This window comes from Sphingobacterium faecium (assembly GCF_003054045.1).
GTDB lineage: Bacteria > Bacteroidota > Bacteroidia > Sphingobacteriales > Sphingobacteriaceae > Sphingobacterium > Sphingobacterium faecium.
In genome coordinates this window covers 360,845-380,381 of the sequence record NZ_QBKH01000003.1, presented here as the reverse complement: position 1 = coordinate 380,381, position 19,537 = coordinate 360,845, and the positions used below count along the sequence as shown (strand labels likewise).

Below are 19,537 nucleotides of genomic sequence, written 5' to 3'. Positions count from 1 at the left end.
TTCTTAAATATTTGTTATTTTCAATATAAAAAATCTCGTTAGTTTATCTGGAAGTATATTTTTCATTTCAATAAAATACTATTGTATTCATAATTCTGCACCACTATCATTTATTTAAGTTAAAACATATGTATTTTTTGCAACATTAAACTTATCATCCGTATTCTCGCCAGGATTGATTGGGCAATTGATACTTATATTTTGTATACTCCTAACAGGAAATTATCAGTTTAATACAAAAAAAGATATCACCATTATACGATGATTCTTGAGGTCTATGACATATCAGATGATGTTTTAAGAGCTGATCTCTTCAGAGAAAATCCGCTCATATTGAATATAAGCTGGGACTTTTAAGCCAAATGGATTTATATCATTCTTTCCGGGGTGTTTCCATTGATTAGCTATATTAGCTTTAGATAAAAAAGAGCGTTTAAAAAGAGTAAATCCGGGATCTATGGGAAATAATTGGAATAAATACGGTTTTTCATGTACTATGGGACCAACGTTAAGGGAACTAGTGCAAATCCAACTTGCTGATGAACTAAATAGTTTATTGGGCATGAGTATCAAATTTGATATTGACTGGTCGGACTCCTGTATTGAAGGACATGACGGAGAGTTTCTTGATGGAAGCCTAGAGAACTACTCTGGTATTAAATTGACCAACAAACAAGCATTTATTAAAGCAGATGGCTGTATGGAATTTATTGAGGAAGAAGACTTCTTCCTGGCTTATTGGGATCATATAACAGTTTGGCAGAATGATAAGGAATTATTCTCAAAAGATTTTGGAATCTCTAGCTTTGCCTATGTATTAGTTCCTGAAGAATTACGTTGGCATCTAAAAGGAGTCAGAAAACATTAAAGAAATGGAAAAACTAAACGAAAAAAAGTTTAGTATGCATGTTACGGTTCCAACCTGCTGCAAGAAAGGTTTATTTGTTATATACAAGGAGGCCAGCCCACCAGCGCAAGGACATCCTAGAAAGGACGTGATAATAAAACAGTGCCTATCGACAGTGAAGAAATGTATATTTCCTCTGAGCTTTATTGTGCTCAAATCTCGGAAAATTGCAACAGAGGTATTAGCTTTATAAGAACCTCATTTACCTCTACTTATGAACGTATCTATTTTATAACAAAGAGCCAATTTGACCTCCTCTAAAAAGAAATGGAGTATTTGCAAGTAGAGAATTCGGGATAGAATTACTAGTTTTAAAGAGGAGAAAAAACGATGAAAAGATCAAAATTATGATTGGCTTGAATCAAATAATCCGAGACAGGTGCCCGGGTAGAATAAGTAACCGGCAAAATCTTTTTCTGCAGGACCGTATTTGTATCGTTATGCAAAGACGGGTGCCGCAATATTGATCAATCAATATGCATGTTATCATTGTAAACCATATATATGATCTATTTTTCTTAATAAAATAAAATTTAAGAAGATGGGTCTGCATACTTGAAATGTGTCATTTTTCAAGTATGCAGACCCATCCGTTATCAACTAACTGAGCTAATATGATGGATTTTGTTCCAACTGCCCATTTGAAGATAAGATTTCGGAACGTGGTATCGGAAGCCAGTAATGTTTTTCCTCAAATGAACGTCCGGAGATTGCTTCTTTGCGTTTATAGACAAAACCATTTGCATCTTTTGTAATCGTCACACCGTATGCTGGAACATTTTCAGTTGCCATAGCAATTTTCCATCTTCTGACATCATAGAAGCGATGTTCTTCAAACGCTAATTCTACACGGCGCTCATAGCGTACATGTTTTCTAAATTCGTCTTTTGATGTTCCGCCGGTTATCGCCGGCATTTCAACTGATGGTCTAGAGCGCACTTGGTTTAAAGCTTGTCTTGCAGTAAGCGTACTTCCAGCTGGAAGAACATCTGGTCCATAGGCCTCATTTGCTGCTTCTGCATAATTCAATAAAATTTCGGCATATCTGAAATAATTCCAAGGCTGGAATCCTGCATTTCCCCAGGGATTTTGCAATGGGTATGCGTCATTCATAAATTTACGAAGGTAATATCCTGTTTTGGATGTGTTCCAGTTATCATTACCCTCTTGACTGTCTTGACCTTTTGGTGTAAAGGTTTCCACAGCGCGTCCTCTGTAAATGGATCCATTGTATAGAATGGTCGCATCAAAACGAGGATCACGATCGACATAAGGATTGTTTGGATTATAGCCAGAAGCAGTGTTAACTGTACCATCTTCATTAAATGGAACTTGTCCATTTTTCATGGCATAAGCATCGACTAAATTTTGATATGGAGTATTGCCTCCCCAACCTCCATAACCATTGGGCCCATTGGCGATTTCTAAATGCACATGGTTCGCATTTTTGGTGTAATAGCGTGCAAAAATAGTTTCTGGATTACGATCTGTTAAAAATAATTCGCGATAGCCTCCTGTAAACAGGCTATATGTATTAAGGGAAATCAAGTCCTGAGCTGCTTTTGCGGCATCTGCCCATGTTCCAGCATTGTAAAGTGGACTCGCGGCGTATAGTAGTAATCTGGACTTTAATGCCATCGCCGCTCCTTTGGTCGCTCGACCAGCTACCCAAGTTGCTTGATGATTGTCTGCTGGCAATTTTTCGATTGCTTCATTTAATTCTTTAATGACATAATCCATGCTTTCTTGGATCGATTTTCGTTCAAACAGATTTGCTTTGGTTAGATCATCATTTAAACCATATACGGTATCTCCCATCAAGACAACACGTCCAAAATTGCGAATCAAATCATGATATCTAAAGGCGCGTATAAATTGAAGTTCACCTTCGAGATGACGTTTATGTGCTGCGCTCATGGTGATATTGGCCAATACCTTTTTGGCATAATTGCATTCTCTGATACTGCGGTAGCTACGGGCCCAAATTGATCCTGTAGCACCCGTATTTTCAGGGGATAGCTGTCCACGTAGCACCACCCAAGTGGCATCATCATTGGTGTACATCGATTCGTCTGTGACGGATGACCATAAGGAATATTCAAACCCACGTCCAAAACCTGGATTTGTGCCGTCTGCTTCATTGGATATAATTTTCTCCCCTAGATATCTATTCATGATAAAGGCTTCGAGTACTGCGGTATCGCTTTCGATGGCATCTGTGGAGATTCGATCTGTAGCGGTGACTTCCAGTAGATTTTTATTACAGGCGGACAAAATAATAGCTCCTAAGCCTAATAATGCGATATATTTATTTAATGATTTCATTGTTAAACCTCCTTAGAATTTTAAATTTGCACCAAAATTAATTATGCGCTGTTGCGGATAGAACTGACCGCTTCCACTATTTCCCTCGGGATCGTAATCTTTTACTTTTGTAAAGGTCAATAGATTGAATCCGTTGGCATAAAAGCGTAGACCACCCAATTTTAATCTTGATAATACATCACTTGAAAGTGAATATCCGATCTCAACATTCTTCAATCGTAAAAAAGAGGCATCATTTAACCAAAAGGTATTATTGTACTGTCCGCCACTAACAGCCGAAGATGCTCGGTCAGATACTTTGGGATATGTTCCTTGTAGATTGCCGATGGCATGGAAACGATTGTCTGCCCATGTACTGTAAAAATTTCCTACGGTACCGGACTCCGGAAGTACATATTGGCTGACCTTGGCTTGACCTGCAAATAAAATGGAAGCATCGAAATTTTTATATGCCGCATTTAGATTAAACCCATAAGTGATCTGAGGAATGTTACCATATTTTGTCCGGTACATATCATCTGCACTGATCTTACCATCATTATTGAAATCTTCGTAGATCAAATCTCCAATCTGAGCACCTTTTGCTTGAGGTGATCCAGCAAGATCTTCCGTTGATCTGTTGAGTCCTATTGCATTGTAAAGCAAATATGTCCCTAGTGGTCTCCCTGTTTGACGTTGATAGTCAAGGGTACCGCTAGCTTCATCGATGAATATAATCTTGCTTTTTGCGTAAGTAATATTACCTGATGCACCCCAACTAAAGTCTCCTGATTTTTGATAAGTAAAGGTTCCTTCAACTCCTGAACTGTTTACCTTACCAATATTCTCTGAAGGTACAAGAGGTGTTGAACTACTTTCTTTATATGGATTGACGATACCTGATATTGCTGGAATCGATGCATTTCTTTCTGTTAAGATATCTGATCTTTTTTGTTGAAAATAAATCGCTTCAATAGTAAAGTTTTTTAAGAACTGTGCATTCAGACCGATGTCCAGTTTTTTAGATACTTCCCAGGTGATGGCTGGATTTGCTAATTTTGCTAGTTTCACATTGGGCTCGATTTGACTTTTATCGTCTAGTAGTGCAACAAAGCCATTTCCTACTAAGGTGTAGTTATCATAATACTGGAATCCTTTTACATTATCATTTCCTAATGTACCATAAGAAGCTCTGATCTTAAGATCATCAAAGAAACCTATTTGATCAGCAAACCAATCTTCTTTACTTACACGCCAACCTGCTGAGACGGATGGGAAATATCCCCATTTTTTTCCTTCTGGAAATATGGATGATCCATCTGCACGAAGCTGTCCTTCAAATAAATACTTTTCGCTAAAGTTGTACGCGACACGGCTAATGATACTTCGACGTGTATAATTGGTACTATAGCCCGAATTTAAGTAATCTGTAGCAGCAGATCCTCCTTGTGACAGTTCTGGCAATTTGGTCGACAAATAATTGAAACGCTGCGCATCAAAATATTCTAAATGCCCTTTACTTTGCTCATACCCAACAAACGCATTGATTGAATGTGCTCCAAATTTTCGTTCAAAATTCAATTTAATGTTGTTTGTAATTAACGATTCATTCGTGTGGGACTCAGTCAAGGTCGCTTTATTGTTATTTCCGCCTACAATGGATTCTTTATACTTATCTTCTGACTGAATGTAATCATACAAAACATAAGGTACACTAAAGTTTTTGCTAAAATTCATCGATTTATCCACGGAGAGAAAACCGTCTACAGATAGCCCCTCTACCCAAGGTAATTTATAACTTGCTCGTAAGATCCCATTGAAAACTTGTTTTGGATTATCTACTGTACCACCCTTGTCTGTTGCGATTACGGCTGGATTTGTTCCTTCAATACCTCTTGAAGGTAATCCATTGGGGTAAAAGGCATTTACTGTGGGATATGCACGATAAATAGATCTAAAAATATCTCCAGCGGATACCGTTGGAAATTTTCTACTTTCCTGTCTTCCTGCGAGAGATAAACCAACTTTTAAGCGTTCTGTAACATCTGCTTCCAGATTTGAACGGAAGTTATACTGCTTATATTTTGTTACTCCTTCTTTGAACAAACCATCTTGATATACTGATCCTAGAGACATGAAATAACGAACGTCTTCTTTGCCTCCTGAAACCGATAAATTATGTTGACTTTGAAGGGCAGTATTTTTCAATGTGATATCTGCCCAATTTGTATTGGGATACAAAAGTGGATTGGAACCATCTTTAAACCATTTGATTTGATCTTCGGAATAAATTTGATTCATCCCCCCAGCTTCATTAGTTCCTTGAGCTATCTCATTTCGCAATAGGGCATAAGTGGCCGCATCTGCCATCTTCGGCAATCGGGTTGGGGAACTTAAGCCCAAATTTCCACTATAGGATATCGATGGTTTACCGCTTTTTCCTTTTTTTGTCGTGACTAAAATAACCCCATTAGCGGCACGGTTACCATAGATTGCTGCTGAAGCATCTTTGAGTACGGAGATACTCTCAATATCATTTGGATCTAACCGTTCTAATCCTCCTACTTGCCCAGGTACTCCATCTACGACAACTAGGACATCATTGTTTCCTGTTGTTGCTTGTCCACGTACTGTAATTGAAGATCCGTCATATCCGGGTTCACCACTACGATTATTGATGACCACTCCTGAAAAGCGTCCTGCTAGGGAATTAGATAAATTGGGTTGGGGACTTTTAACAAGATCTTTACCTTTAACTTCGGAAATAGATCCAGTTAACGTCGCTTTGCGCTGTGTTCCGTAACCGACGACAACGACATCTTCTAAGACATGGTCATCATTGTCCAGCTGAATCTTGAGATTTGTCGTACCATCTAATGGTATTCTTTGCGTTTTATACCCAATATATGATACGATGAGAACACCTTTATTGGCATTCAGTTCAAATTTACCCGACTTGTCTGTGGTGGTTCCAGTCGTTCCCCCTTCAACAATAATACTTGCTCCTAGAATAGGCTCATTTGATTTGTTTGTAACCTGCCCTGTAATCTTTCCTTGAGCATATACCAAAGCTGGCGCAACGCTCAACATGGCATAAACAGAAACAATTTTTAGGTTGTTCATAAATAGTTATACTAATTAAACAGTAAATAAATGAATCTAGTCAGCAAATACATCAGGATGGTAAATCGTAATTTATATGGGTTATATAAATTGCATCGCTGTGGCTCTTAACTAGATTTATAATTGAATTATAGGGTCAAACTTAGACCATTTTGAGCAGTCCGACCATATATAAATCCGTCAATTAACATATATTTTTCAGTCAAAATCTACGTTTTTAGAACATCTGAAACAGATTTTAGAATTTTAAGCTTTTTTGTTATTGATCGTTGATTTTTGGTATTCGGAAGGGAGCTTTCCAAATTCTTCTTTAAAGCATTGCCGGAAATAAATGGCGCTATTAATACCTACCATAAAAGAGACTTCAGTTACATTGTAACGTCCTGAAAGGAGCAATTCGGCGGCCTTATGAATCCGTATCTTACGCACAAGCTGATTAATATTTTTACCTGTAATACCTTTGAGTTTTCGATACAATGTGGATTGACTCATATTCATTCTTTCTGCTAATGTAGCGGCATCCAGTACCTCATCTTGCATATGCTGCTCCACGATCTTTGCAAAGTCTTGCACAAAAACATTTTCTCTCCAAAGATTTTCTTTGGGTCTTTCTTGTTCTTCAGGCTGGCTTTCGATCGTATCGGCTTTTATCTTTTGTAAAATAGTTGCATACATACTCTTCTGCTTACGTAATAAATTGTCTATACGTTTAAACAGTAATGTTCGCCCGATGGGTTTGGTCAGGTATGAATCTATTCCTAAGTCATAGCCACGCTGACGATCTAATTCGGTGTCTTTAGCGGTCAACAGAATTAAGGGGATGTGGCTCGTAACCCGATCTTCTTTTAATTTTTCAGATAATTGGAAGCCATCCATATCGGGCATCATAATATCGCTTATGATCAAATCTGGAACCTGCTCTTTTGCAATTTCAAATCCCCCCACACCGTTTTCTGCTAGTAAGAATTCATAATGTGTCTTTAGGAGATCACCCAGATAATCCCGTAGATCAGGGTCATCTTCAACCAATAGAAGTAGCGGACGTGTGCTATCAACTTCAACATTTTCCTTATCTTTGGAAGCAGGCGGCTCTTCTTCTTTTTCGAGAACAACTTGGTTTGCTAAAAATCGTACTGTAAAAGTCGTGCCTACGCCTTCGGTGCTGTCTACATTAATTTTGCCCTGATGAATCGCAATCAATTCTTTGACCATGGCCAAACCAATACCAGTACCTTGAACTCCGGGTCGTGAAACCTGATAAAATTTATCAAAGATTGAATTTATATTTTTTGCTGAAATTCCACATCCTGTATCGGAGACTGTCAGTACTGCCCAGTTAACTAATTGATTTTTTTCATAATGAAGACTGACTTCAATATTCCCGTTTTCACTATACTTATAAGCATTTGACAATAAGTTCTCTACAATAAGCTGAACAATCTCGGCGTCAAATAAAGTTCGGATATCGGGATCTGGCAATCGGGATATCACTTGTAGATCTTTTTTACTGTTCAGCAGTTTATACTTATTGACGAGTTCATGGAGCATCTCTGCTAAATAGCCTTCTCCGAGTACTAACGGTTTATGTTGAGATTCTATTTTTCTAAATTCTAAAAGCTGATTGACTAAAGTAAATAGTCTGTTGGCACTTTTCTGAACAGCAAGTACTAAACCTTTATTTTTTGCTGAAAGCTGTTTCTCATCGGCAAGATCATCAAGCGGACCTAAAATCAATGTTAAGGGGGTACGCAGCTCATGTGTGATATGGGTATAAAAATTGATTCGCTCGGTATGTAGTTTTTGATCCTGCTCGTGTTGTCTCTCCTTGAGCTTAAGTTCAGACTCTGCTTTCAGCTTTTTGTTGTAAAAGAAAATCACGACATACAGTATACTTGCGAAAATGCCGAAATACAAGATCTGAGCGGGTAAACTTAGATAAATTGGAGGTGCAATTTTAACCAACAAGCGCTGATAATCACTGGACCACTGCCCATTTCTCATGCGTGTACGAATGATCAGTTCATGCTCGCCATAAGGAATATTGCGAAAATCCAAATTAGTCTCATTTCCTAAAAAAATCCAATCATTGTTCAGGCCTTGCAGCTGATAACTGAATTCTACCAATCCATGCAATGCAAAATCCATCACGGCCAGTTCTACTCGGAAACTATTTTCTTCATGGCTTAAATTAATCTCCTGTAGCTGAGAGGGGTACTTATCTACTGTGGTATTAGATTCACCTGATCTAAAGACAATAAATCGACTTATTCGGACTGGAGATGTCGGAAGACTCAGTGGAATATCTTTGGGATCAAAATAAGAAATGCCTTCCTGCATACCGAAAAACAAATGTCCATTGTGATCTTGACCTACGCTTCCATTGATAAAACCTCCAAGAGGTAAACCAAATGCATGATCATACTGTAGAAACTGTTTTTCTAGTGGTAAGTAACGCATCAGACCTGACTTAGTCGAACACCATATATTTCCATGTTGGTCTTCTGCTATTGCATTGATAAATAACCAAGCATCTGCTCCTGGTGGGGTGAGGATATCCAGTTTTCCGATTTCCTTTTGTGCATGCTGAAAAACAATCCCTCCATTTGTTGCGACCCAAATATTGTTATGCTTGTCGCGCAATAAATCGTTGACCGAATTGCTCAAAAGGCCATTATGGTTTGTTATATTTTGAAGTAATTTTCGAGTGGAATCAAAGATATACAGTCCCTGTCCGTATGTACCTACCCACATATTTCCTCGGTCGTCTTCTACTAGAGCACGAGGTGCGTAATCTCCCATCATGGGTTTATTGATGAGTAATTTTTCTACGGTACTATGATGCGGGTTGTAAATAAAGATGCCTTGCTGAGCTGCAATCCAGAGATGTCCATGATGATCTTCTAAAATAGCACGAACATCGGTCGCTTTTTCTCCCAAATCAATCTGATGCCAGGTATTTGTATTTGGTCGTTGGACAGCCACACCGCCCTTGCGTATACCTATCCAAATATTTTGATTATGATCTTTGAATGAGGTAAATATATAATCGTCGGGATCGCCATTTTTTTGTCCAAGATGGCTTAATAGTTTTCCCTTTTTGTCCATCTGAACTAGCCCTGTTCCTTCTGTAGAAAGTAACATCGTATCTTTATCCCTTTCTACAATACTGCTGACTGTTGCGATAGGATTGGATGTCGATGGATCTGGAAAAACATAGAAGAATGGAGCTAGATGGCTCACAAAACCTAGTCCACCACCATATAAGCCTAGCCAAATATTGCCAAAGCGATCGGAAGAAATATGCTGTATCATGACATTATTTCCTTTGCCTACATCAAATAGTTGCTGATTCTTAATGTGTGCGAGTTGCTTGTCAATGCGGTATGTGGGCTGCAAAATAAAAAGCTGAGAAGATTCGCCTCCTATCCAAATTTCGTCTCCAATTTCTTTAATCGTATAAATGAATGGTTCTCTTCCATTTTTTGCTAATTTGGCTAAAGGAATGTGCTGTATATGACCTGTTAAAGGATGATAAATGGACAGCCCTTTTCTTGTCCCAATCCATATATTACCATATCGATCACAATACAGTACTTTGACTTCATTGTCAGGCAATTGATTGGCTGTATTTTGACTTGTCAGATGTTTAAGTACACCAGTCTTAGGGTCTAAGATGGAGACTCCTTTATTAACATGACCGATATAGAGTGTGTGTTTTTTATCTTCTACGAGTGACCAGATGCTATTTTCAGGAAGCTTAGAGAAATTTTTTCTATTATAGCGTCTAAATTCTTTTTTGATATGATCAAAATGCTGTAGACCTTGATGATAGGTCGCTATCCATAAATTACCATCTTTACTTTTGATAATGTCTGTTATATCATTTGTTGCAATTGACTTTGGATTGGCTGGATCATGCAAATAATAGGAAAATTTGTTGGTGTTGAGATCTAAGACGTTTAAACCATTGGATCGTGTACCTATATATATTTTTTGGTCGTCATATAGGAGGGTATTGATTTCGTTGCTATTGATTGACCGACCATCTTGGTTACCTGAAGCATAATACGATTTGAATGTCTTACCAGCAAAGCGATTTAGGCCCAATTCTGTTGCTACCCATAAATAGCCATCATCATCATGGACGACATCTAAAACTTGCTGATTGGTCAGTCCATCTTGAAGGGAGAAAAAACGAACATGGTTGGGTTGCCCAAGAGCTAGGCTAAATTGCCAAAATGAAAAAATGACAATCAACAAATTCTTCATAACCTCTACTCCTCTTCCAACAAATATATAAAATTTCTACTATCCAAACAGTAAAGATCCACCGTGGGGCTGTAATGTCAATTCAATTGTTTTTCCTCTTTTTAATGGAACTATTTGCTGCGTAGATTCCAGTTGTTTTGTCTGGTTTATCAATGGTAATGGTTTTCCAGAAATCATCGAAAAAGTAATCTCAATTTCTCTTTCTTTTGCTTCGGTATTAATTTTGGCAATAGACCATTGATCCCGATTACTACGGGATAGCACTACATATTGGTCAGCATATCCATCTACAAAAACTGTTTCATCACACAGGGTCGGGACGTGTTTTCTAAATTCGATAACATGTTTCGGCATCAATGGAGAATCCTCTAACATCTCTGTACTTTCTATCTTAACTCTATAAAATGTATTTACATTTGCAATATTCAACTTGACCACTAATTTCCCATCAGAATGTGACAAAGAGAGATCTTGTCCTAAAGAAATGGAATAAGATAGGAGAAATAGAAAGCCAATAGTCCTCCACCTGATAAATGTGCTAATTAAGTAATTAAAATTACAAGTATATAAACGCAACATAGAATTATTCAAGTAATGTATTTTTTGAATGTTAAAGATAATACTTTATTTATAAATGTCGAATAAACATTTATAAATAACATCGTGTTTACTTAGAATTGGTGTCTTGATATTAATAGATATTATCAAAACTTGATAAAAGTGGTGGGTAATTTCGATTTCCAGTTGATATAACTGTGTATTTAAGCAGATAAAAAAAATTGAAATGTCATTATTTTATAATATAAATATTCGATAAATTTTGTCAGTCATATTTGATCATTTTACAAAGGTTCAGAATTAGTTACCCTTTTTTAGTTGGCTAAAAATCATCTTCCTAATTCCATTTTTCTTTATTTTATAGTAGATTATCTGAGTTGGTGGACACTTCTAGTAGTCTTTTAAATAGTATGATCATCATGGGGAACTTATGGAACCGTAGGGCACCACGGCTATTGTAGTCATGGCGCCTATAAGTTTAAAAATCTTTTGGCGATTTGTTACACAAAATCTATTAATCATTGTTATTCATGAAGAGATATATGCCATATCACTTCATGTGCACCTGACCCTGGTATTCAAAATCAGTAACAATTTAGATATCTTCATGACCTAACTGACTATACTTTTTCGGCTTAACTCCAATCACCGCTTCAAAAACTTTGGTGAAGTGACCCAAGTTGGAAAAACCAAGCTGATATCCCACTTCCGAAACAGACAGCCGTTCTTCTCTCAGCAAGCGGGCAGCTTCCTGCATTCTGAAATTTTGGAAATACTGAAATATACTCTTCCCGAATACCTGGTGAAATAATCTTTTTAATTTAGTCTCGCTCACACCGGAAAATTGTGATAGTTCGGCAATGGAAGGCGCTTCTTCAAGGTTATCGAGTAAACGTTCTTTAACTTGATACAACATCTTGATATCAGCAATATTCAAAGCGTGCACTTTTTTCTCATCCCTGCTGACAAGCGAAATCAGTAATTGACAAATGAGTTCCTGCGCTTTTAGCTTATAGTAAAAATCCTGAAGCAGCATCGGCACCTGACTGGTCACGATATCATCGACAACCTCCAGCAGCGGAATACATACCAACTCCTCAAACAATAAGGGTTGCTTATTTTCCAAAATGGTGTTTACTAAAGGATGGTCTATGCGGTTTCCGATCAATTCTCGTAGGTAGCTGGCATCAATACTCAATGATATCGAATTTTGAATGGTATTTTTTGGGATGAAAAGTTCCACATTTATTCCTTGGGTCGTAATTTGAACCGAGGGTTGAAATTTGGCACCTGTTTGCGATTGAGGAGAATTGATGATATGTTGAAAGTTAAATAGGAGCATATGAGTAGGCTGATTGCTCCGGCTAATAGCAAAGTCTTGATGGAGCTGATAGTTCAAGATCATCATCCGCAATCGCTCATTAAAACTATAGCCTTGTATAAAGCCTACTCCAACCTCTTCTGGCACTTCTACCCTTCCATTTTCGACGGTGCTACCTACTTTTTGGGCAAAAGCAGCGAGCATTCCTATTCCGTCTTTTGATTTAATTTCAATTTTCATGATGCCGCTTACGAGTATTTCTAGACTAAAATAAGCTATTTTACCTCATTATACAACTGCAATTGTGCAATCCAGCAGCATTGGTGTATCAGCTATTAACTCGGTGTTTTTATTGCACAATGATCAAGATCAATTAATTTTCCAGTTTAACGTAGTTGAATTGAGATTACAATTATACTGTCCCTGACATGGGTTACGTTAGCTGCCTAAAAGATGGGGAATGCGGAATTTGAGCTTAGGTCATTTGACAGGTTTAAAAAGCCGTTTACGACTATTTTTAAGTCTTATTCAATTATTATATTCGATAGAGGCTTGATAATTTTGTGTTATCAAAATGAAAAAATAATGTTATTGAAAAATAAAATAATAGCCGTTATTGGAGGTGGTCCTGGCGGATTGACCCTTGCCAGATTGTTACAGATGAAGGGGTATAAGGTAAAAGTGTATGAAAGGGATGAAGACCAATATGTGCGTCAGCAAGGTGCCACCTTGGACTTACACGAAGAATCGGGACTGAAGGCTTTGATTGCCGCTGATTTGTTAAATGAATTTAAAAAACACTATCGTCCCAACGCTGATAAACTGCGTATAACCGACCACAATGCGGTGATACATGTTGACGATCATACGAGTGGAGCTCCGCTAGAGAAAAGCGGTGCTTCTTTCCGACCAGAAATTGACAGGGGACCATTCCGTGATCTGCTTATTGCTTCACTTGAAAAAGATACCCTGGTCTGGAATTCGAAATTTGTATCTATGCAATCGCTAGATGATGGTTGGAATATCTTATTCGATAATGGCAATTCCGCGTACGCTGATCTGGTCATTGCTGCAGATGGCGCAAATTCAAGACTTAGAAAATACCTAACCCGTATTGCTCCAATTTATTCAGGCTTAACCATTGTAGAGGGAAATATTTACCATGCAGCAACCCATGCGCCTAAACTCTGGAAACTGGTTAATGGTGGAAAAATATTTGCGTTGGGAATGGAAAAAAGCATTATTCTAAGTGCCAAAGGCGATGGTTCACTATCCTTTTACACTGGAACGAAGGAAAAGGAAGAATGGGTAAAAACTTCGGGTATCAACTTTGAAAACAAGCAGGAAATATACGATTGGTTTAAAGAGCGTTTTACCGATTGGGGAAGTGAATGGCATGAATTATTTGAAAGTGATGACAGTTATTTTGTCCCCCGTCCGCAATATCACTTTCCCCCCGACCAGCAATGGGAAAGCTTGTCGAACCTAACGATGCTGGGTGATGCTGCACATCGTATGCCTCCCTACGCTGGTGAAGGGGTAAATATGGCCATGTTCGATGCACTGGAACTCGTAGAACAACTTACAGCACCAGATGTCAGCGATATCAAAACTGCTATTTCAAAATATGAAAGGGCGATGTGCCAGCGTGCTGCCGAAATCACTGAGGTGACACTGCAATCTATGGAAAATATGCATTCTAAAGAAGGTCTAAAATTTTTGGTAGATATGTTTCGACTGATCCACTGATCAAAATTTCATCCAATTTTAAAAAATGAAGATTAAAATTTTTCAGTTTCTTTTGCCAATTTGTTATAATCTTCTTTTGTTTTTCTTACTAATTCATCAACATTTGATACGCCAATAGAGTCAAAAAGAGCATTATTATCCCTTATATTTCGTTGCACCATTTGATAATACCTTTCAGGAATTCCCGTAGCTAAAAATTCTTCTTTGCTAATATCCAATACTTGCTTATTATCTTTTACCACAATATGATTGACAATAATTTTTTGTAATTTTTTAATTAATTCTGTTTGTTCTTCGGTACGTAGACTATCAGGAATTTGTCCTAAAAAATTGTACTTTTGTCCTTTGATATCCACATAGGTCGTATCCTTTATACTTGTCTCATTGTGAGACGTATGATGGTTACATGAAAAGAGTGTCATGCACAAAAGAAGTTTAATAAAGTTTCTCATCACCAGAATTTTTGTTTATTATTTACTGTTCCTGCTTTACTGATCGAACGACCTTGCAGGGATTTCCAACCGCAACCACATTGGCTGGTATATCTTTGGTCACAACACTGCCTGCTCCAATAATGGAATTATCTCCAATGGTAACGCCGGGCAATACGGTTACATTTCCACCGAACCAGACATTATTACCTACCGTAATAGGATGAGCATATTCTAACCCCTCGTTTCTCAGCTTTGCATCTTCGGCGTGTCCTGCCGTATAAAATCCACAATTTGGACCAATGAATACATTGTCGCCAAATGTTACTTTTGCGCAATCCAAAATCACCAGATTATGGTTAGAATAAAAGTTATCTCCAAGCGTGATGTTGTAGCCGTAATCACAGTAAAAGGACTGTTCGATCAGGAATTTGCCTTTTACATTTCCTACGATTTTGTTTATCAGTTTATTTCTTTGTTCGGTATCTGAATATGGGGTTCCATTGTATTCTTGGCAAAGAACTTTACATTCGGCGCGTTCCTTTATGAGTTCCTGATCATAGTTGGCATCGTATAGAAGCCCTTTTTCACATTTTTCTTTCTCGGTCATTTTGATATATGATATGATAGTTAAGTACATATTGAATATACAAAGTATTCATCAAATCTCTGCCGATAAATATTTTTGCTGGACTACTTCAATATAAGGATAAAGCTTTAGGTTAATAAAACAGATCAAAGCTGGTATTAGACGAGATATTTGATTGTAAAATCAACCATATTAAAACATTGAATTATAACAAGATAAGAAAAATCATTAATACAGGTGACTGACACACTAGCTATAATATAGATATAGTATAGAAACTCGCGAGTAATTATTTAGTAAAATATTCCACATCATTACTAGAAGTAATTCAGTAATCCAAATCATTGCTAGAATAAAACTGTTATATGGTTATAAAGAGGATTTGGATCATAACTGAATATAATTACGGTACTTCCAATCAAGATTATGCCTATTTAACAGTGCCATTTATCCCTATGACACTGCTAAATTTATAAATGTTCATGACAAAACTACCAAGCAGTTAAAAATTTAATGTTCCATAGGAACCCATCCTTTTAGTGCTGCAAATATAGTCATCAATTTCGCTGGGATCTTTTTATCTTTCACTGTTGCAAGTTTAAGACTTGTATCAATTCTTTCTTCTTCTCCCCTTTTAACTAATTCCACCCAATCTGGATTGATAACCAAAGCCCTACCTATTGCAAAAATCGATATACCATACTCTAAAACTTGATCAGCAATCGCTGGTGTTGTAATACCTCCGGCAACAAGAACAGGAACTCTGTCGTTTACATAATTGTTGAGTACGACTGATATTGGTTCATCTGAAAATTCTGAATCAATTGGTTTTTGATTTACAGCATCCAATAGAGAAAAATGTAGATAATCGATGTTTTCTTCAATCAACTTATCCATTAAAATGAAAGTATCTTGAAGTCCATAGGTTTGTTGAGGAATTTCTTCAGGTGAAATTCTGTAACCAATTAAGAAAGGACGATCAGCACATTTTGAAACTACATTTCTAACTTCTCTTAAAACTTCCACGCTTAGTCGCAAACGATTTTCCAGAGAACCTCCCCATTGATCATTTCTTTTATTGAAAAAAGGAGAGATAAAATTCTGAAGTAAAAAGCCGTGTGCTCCGTGAATCTCAACACCGTCAAAACCTGCTTCGATCGCTCTTCTGGTAGTTTCTCCAAATGCTTTGATGATTTCCAGAATTTCATTTTCTGTTAATTCAAGCGGAAAATTTTCTTTATCAGAAAGCAGTATTGGTCCACTCGAAATCGCACTTGCACTTACCACTTCTCCATCAGGAATCAGACTAGGAATTGCTTTATTTCCTGCGTGAAATATTTGTAAAATTGCTGGGGCTCCACCACTTTTGGTTGCACTCGCTAATTTCTTCAAACTCGGAAGAAATGTGTCGTTGTATCCTGCAAATTCGTGAGTAAAACCAATTCCATTTGCCGTTACATGCGTACATCCAGTAATAACCAACCCTACTCCGTTTACGCTTCTACGGTAATATTCAACTTCTTCATCAGAAATAGTAAAGTCTTCGTTAGATGCCCAAGTAGTCATAGGCGACATCACAATTCTATTTTTCAAAATAATTCCTTTAGCAAATGATAAGGAAGTAAATAGCTTATTGTATTTATTCATTATTTATTTTTTTACAAATATTACCAGTTTTGCAAAGTTGGGCTTATCACAATATCATTCACGTTCACATTATCCGGTTGGTCGAATGCAAATAGAACAGCATTGGCAATTTCTTCTGGTTCGATAGCTTGCGTGTTTAACGCTGCTGCGATTTCTGCTCCTTCTTTGTTGGTCACTTTGTCTGCCCAACCTGTATTAATCACTCCTGGACTGATGAGACCGATTTTAATACCTTTATAAACAGAAACTTCTTTTCTTAAACTTTCGGTAATTGCCCGAACGAAAAATTTAGTTCCGTGGTAGATCCCTGCACCAACATCAATATTGATTCCTGCCACAGATCCCATATTGAGAATATGACCTGATCTCTGCTTCAACAGTTTGGGAAGTACAGCTGCAATGGCATTCAAGTAGCCTTTAATATTCGTGTCGATCATCGAATTCCATTCATCAATTGCCACATCTTTCCATTGTGAAAATAACATTAAACCTGCATTGTTAACCAAATGATCTACTCTTCCGAACTTATCAATAGTAAAATCAACCATTGCTTTCATTTGGTCAGGATCTGTTACGTCAGCAATAAATATTTCGGCTTTACCGCCTTCTTTTTCAATCTGCCGTTTTACCTTTTCTATTTTATCATCAGCTCTGGAAACCAATACAATGCTGCTTCCGGCTTTGGCTAATTTTAATGCTGTTGCCGCGCCAATTCCGGAAGATGCTCCAGTAATAATGGTTACAGATTCATTTAATTTTTTCATTTTTCTAATTTTTATGAATGATTAAAATCGACTCAGAATTATTTGGACCTATAAATAATCGGTTGCTCTTCTAATTTATCAAATGATGCAAAAAACTCCTTTGAATATGATTGCTCATTATGGAGATCTAAACCATCTAAACTTTCCCATTCCTCATTGAGTATAAATATGTTTTCGTCATCAATACTTTGATGAACATTATATTCGATGCAGGCATCTTCTTGTCTGGATGATTTGGAGAGTCCGTATAAAAAGTCTTTGATTTCTCGCTGATGCTCGGGCTTTGCCTTTACCAAGACGGTTAAATAAATTTTCATAAAATCTTTCTATATATATTAAAATGCAAGCTCGTAAGGTTTAGGAACGGGAATTTGCGAACGAAGCTGTTTTGCAGCCTCTAAGGGAAAATAAGGGTTTCGTAAAAGTTCACGACCTATAAAAATGAGATCGGCATCTCCATTGTTCAATATAGTTTCTGCCTGCTGTGCATTGGTAATCATCCCTACCGTTCCGATGAGTAGTTCATCTTTTAATTGACGTTTGATGGCACTTGCAAAGGGTAATTGATAGCCTGAACCTACATTAATTTTTGCGTCTGGTACTGTACCACCTGAGGAAACATCCATAATATCAATTCCTTTCTCTGTCAATTTTTTGCTTAACCAAATGGAATCGTCATTGTTCCAGCCTTCTTCCATCCAGTCTGTAGCTGAAATACGAACAGCAATTGGAAGTTCAGAAGGCCATACTACTTTTACTTTATCTATGATTTCAAATAAAAATCTTGCTCTATTTTCAATACTACCTCCATAGTGATCGGTCCTTTTGTTTGGAATTGGCGATAAAAATTCGTTGATCAGATAACCGTGGGCACTGTGAATTTCGATCATTTCAAAACCAGCCTTTAACGCTCTCAAGGCAGCATCTGCAAAGGCTTGTTGAAGTTCTTCGATAACTTCCAAAGTCATTTCGCGGGGTGTTTGCATTGTTGAAGAAAATGCAATAGCAGATGGCGCAATCACTTCCCATCCATTTTCTTCATCAGGCATTAACGGGCGGCTATCACGTCCTGAAGCCCAAGTACTTCCTTTCCTACCGGCATGCGCCAATTGAATTGCAGGAATAGATCCACTATTTTTTATAAAAGATGAAATCTTGCTAAGCATATCCACATGTTCATCCTTCCAGATTCCTAAATCCCCAACACCAATACGTCCATCAGCACGCACTGCGGTTGCTTCAAGCATTACTGCGCCTGCTCCTCCCATGGCTCTTGACCCATAATGAATCAAATGCCAATCATTTGCAAACCCATCCTCGGCCATATACATGCACATTGGAGAAGTAACAATTCTATTTCTAAACGTAACTGATCTAACCGTTAACGGACTGAATAATTTTGACATTCTTTCTTTTTTTAAACGCAAAGTTCTTACTGGAAGCAATGAGATGCTACCAGTGAAAACTTTAACAACATGATTTTTGATTATTTATCGTAAAGATGAAAAAGCTTTGCGACCACTTTCCACTTGCCATTCATCTTGATTAATGAGTGGTAATCGGTGAAATTTTCATCTGCAGCATCGTGTTCCATTTCAATACGAACGATTGCTGTTGTAAGTGTTTTGTGTAAAATAGTTATATTGGTCTTGATGTTAGGTGCTGCGCCAAATTTCTCCACATAAGCATACAGATGATCAATACTTCCCTCTGATAGGTCATCACCTAAATGACCATACATAATTGCATCCTTATGAAAGGTCTTTTTTAATTCGGCTATGTTTCCTGTTTTAAGTCCATGAACATAGCCCTCCATTGCGGCCAAGACATCATCATAATCCTGGATGGTGTTCATATTTTGATTTGCAGACATTA

At 37.4% G+C, this 19,537-nt stretch carries 14 protein-coding genes; 2 read left to right on the top strand and 12 right to left on the bottom strand.

Features of this window, described 5'->3' with window-relative positions:
• Window positions 1-457 precede the first annotated feature (457 nt).
• Window positions 458-868, top strand: coding sequence for a hypothetical protein (locus C8N37_RS09720; RefSeq protein ID WP_146171047.1), 411 nt, complete (start codon window positions 458-460; stop codon window positions 866-868).
• A 648-nt stretch (window positions 869-1,516) separates the two neighbouring features.
• Here the strand turns inward: C8N37_RS09720 and C8N37_RS09710 are convergent.
• The 5 genes from C8N37_RS09710 to C8N37_RS09690 all read right to left on the bottom strand — a co-directional run bounded on the left by C8N37_RS09710 (window position 1,517) and on the right by C8N37_RS09690 (window position 12,722).
• On the bottom strand, window positions 1,517-3,232 hold the full coding sequence (locus C8N37_RS09710) for a RagB/SusD family nutrient uptake outer membrane protein (protein ID WP_108158729.1): 1,716 nt from the start codon (window positions 3,230-3,232) through the stop codon (window positions 1,517-1,519).
• 12 nt (window positions 3,233-3,244) lie between these two features.
• Entirely contained in the window at window positions 3,245-6,334 is a 3,090-nt protein-coding gene (locus tag C8N37_RS09705; protein WP_108158728.1) for a SusC/RagA family TonB-linked outer membrane protein, read from the bottom strand.
• Window positions 6,335-6,580: 246 nt separating this feature from the next.
• Window positions 6,581-10,603 (bottom strand): hybrid sensor histidine kinase/response regulator transcription factor, encoded by a 4,023-nt coding sequence (locus C8N37_RS09700; RefSeq protein ID WP_108158727.1) that lies wholly within the window; start codon window positions 10,601-10,603, stop codon window positions 6,581-6,583.
• A 39-nt stretch (window positions 10,604-10,642) separates the two neighbouring features.
• Window positions 10,643-11,194 carry a glycoside hydrolase family 97 C-terminal domain-containing protein gene (locus C8N37_RS09695; protein ID WP_146171046.1) on the bottom strand — a complete coding sequence of 184 codons (552 nt, stop codon included), beginning with the start codon at window positions 11,192-11,194 and terminating at the stop codon, window positions 10,643-10,645.
• Between the two features lie 562 nt (window positions 11,195-11,756).
• Window positions 11,757-12,722 carry a helix-turn-helix domain-containing protein gene (locus C8N37_RS09690; protein WP_108158725.1) on the bottom strand — a complete coding sequence of 322 codons (966 nt, stop codon included), beginning with the start codon at window positions 12,720-12,722 and terminating at the stop codon, window positions 11,757-11,759.
• 345 nt (window positions 12,723-13,067) lie between these two features.
• On the opposite strand from C8N37_RS09690, the gene C8N37_RS09685 reads away from it, so the two are divergent.
• The gene (locus C8N37_RS09685) at window positions 13,068-14,231 is read left to right on the top strand and encodes an FAD-dependent oxidoreductase (RefSeq protein WP_108158724.1); all 1,164 of its coding nucleotides are present in this window, start codon (window positions 13,068-13,070) and stop codon (window positions 14,229-14,231) included.
• 32 nt (window positions 14,232-14,263) lie between these two features.
• Here C8N37_RS09685 and C8N37_RS09680 read toward each other — a convergent pair whose 3' ends face one another.
• The 7 genes from C8N37_RS09680 to C8N37_RS09650 form a co-directional block, all read right to left on the bottom strand.
• Window positions 14,264-14,683, bottom strand: a complete 420-nt coding sequence (locus C8N37_RS09680) for a hypothetical protein (RefSeq protein ID WP_146171045.1) — start codon at window positions 14,681-14,683, stop codon at window positions 14,264-14,266.
• A 22-nt stretch (window positions 14,684-14,705) separates the two neighbouring features.
• A complete protein-coding gene (locus C8N37_RS09675) occupies window positions 14,706-15,302 on the bottom strand; it encodes a sugar O-acetyltransferase (RefSeq protein WP_244914385.1) in 597 nt (198 codons plus the stop codon).
• Between the two features lie 459 nt (window positions 15,303-15,761).
• Entirely contained in the window at window positions 15,762-16,898 is a 1,137-nt protein-coding gene (locus C8N37_RS09670) for an NADH-dependent flavin oxidoreductase (protein WP_108158722.1), read from the bottom strand.
• Window positions 16,899-16,918: 20 nt separating this feature from the next.
• Window positions 16,919-17,662 (bottom strand): SDR family oxidoreductase, encoded by a 744-nt coding sequence (locus C8N37_RS09665; protein WP_108158721.1) that lies wholly within the window; start codon window positions 17,660-17,662, stop codon window positions 16,919-16,921.
• A gap of 38 nt (window positions 17,663-17,700) precedes the next feature.
• Window positions 17,701-17,979, bottom strand: coding sequence for a putative quinol monooxygenase (locus C8N37_RS09660; protein ID WP_108158720.1), 279 nt, complete (start codon window positions 17,977-17,979; stop codon window positions 17,701-17,703).
• A gap of 18 nt (window positions 17,980-17,997) precedes the next feature.
• Window positions 17,998-19,068, bottom strand: coding sequence for an NADH:flavin oxidoreductase/NADH oxidase (locus C8N37_RS09655; RefSeq protein WP_108158719.1), 1,071 nt, complete (start codon window positions 19,066-19,068; stop codon window positions 17,998-18,000).
• 80 nt (window positions 19,069-19,148) lie between these two features.
• Window positions 19,149-19,535 (bottom strand): nuclear transport factor 2 family protein, encoded by a 387-nt coding sequence (locus C8N37_RS09650; RefSeq protein WP_108158718.1) that lies wholly within the window; start codon window positions 19,533-19,535, stop codon window positions 19,149-19,151.
• Window positions 19,536-19,537 lie beyond the last annotated feature (2 nt).

What these genes read in the sequence shown, in the direction of transcription:
- C8N37_RS09675 (WP_244914385.1), bottom strand. Translation starts at nt 15,302, where the DNA reads ATGTACTTAACTATCATATCATATATCAAAATGACCGAGAAAGAAAAA.
- C8N37_RS09720 (WP_146171047.1), top strand. Translation starts at nt 458, where the DNA reads ATGGGAAATAATTGGAATAAATACGGTTTTTCATGTACTATGGGACCA.
- C8N37_RS09705 (WP_108158728.1), bottom strand. Translation starts at nt 6,334, where the DNA reads ATGAACAACCTAAAAATTGTTTCTGTTTATGCCATGTTGAGCGTTGCG.
- C8N37_RS09665 (WP_108158721.1), bottom strand. Translation starts at nt 17,662, where the DNA reads ATGAAAAAATTAAATGAATCTGTAACCATTATTACTGGAGCATCTTCC.
- C8N37_RS09680 (WP_146171045.1), bottom strand. Translation starts at nt 14,683, where the DNA reads ATGAGAAACTTTATTAAACTTCTTTTGTGCATGACACTCTTTTCATGT.
- C8N37_RS09685 (WP_108158724.1), top strand. Translation starts at nt 13,068, where the DNA reads ATGTTATTGAAAAATAAAATAATAGCCGTTATTGGAGGTGGTCCTGGC.
- C8N37_RS09710 (WP_108158729.1), bottom strand. Translation starts at nt 3,232, where the DNA reads ATGAAATCATTAAATAAATATATCGCATTATTAGGCTTAGGAGCTATT.
- C8N37_RS09655 (WP_108158719.1), bottom strand. Translation starts at nt 19,068, where the DNA reads ATGTCAAAATTATTCAGTCCGTTAACGGTTAGATCAGTTACGTTTAGA.
- C8N37_RS09660 (WP_108158720.1), bottom strand. Translation starts at nt 17,979, where the DNA reads ATGAAAATTTATTTAACCGTCTTGGTAAAGGCAAAGCCCGAGCATCAG.
- C8N37_RS09690 (WP_108158725.1), bottom strand. Translation starts at nt 12,722, where the DNA reads ATGAAAATTGAAATTAAATCAAAAGACGGAATAGGAATGCTCGCTGCT.
- C8N37_RS09670 (WP_108158722.1), bottom strand. Translation starts at nt 16,898, where the DNA reads ATGAATAAATACAATAAGCTATTTACTTCCTTATCATTTGCTAAAGGA.
- C8N37_RS09700 (WP_108158727.1), bottom strand. Translation starts at nt 10,603, where the DNA reads ATGAAGAATTTGTTGATTGTCATTTTTTCATTTTGGCAATTTAGCCTA.
- C8N37_RS09650 (WP_108158718.1), bottom strand. Translation starts at nt 19,535, where the DNA reads ATGTCTGCAAATCAAAATATGAACACCATCCAGGATTATGATGATGTC.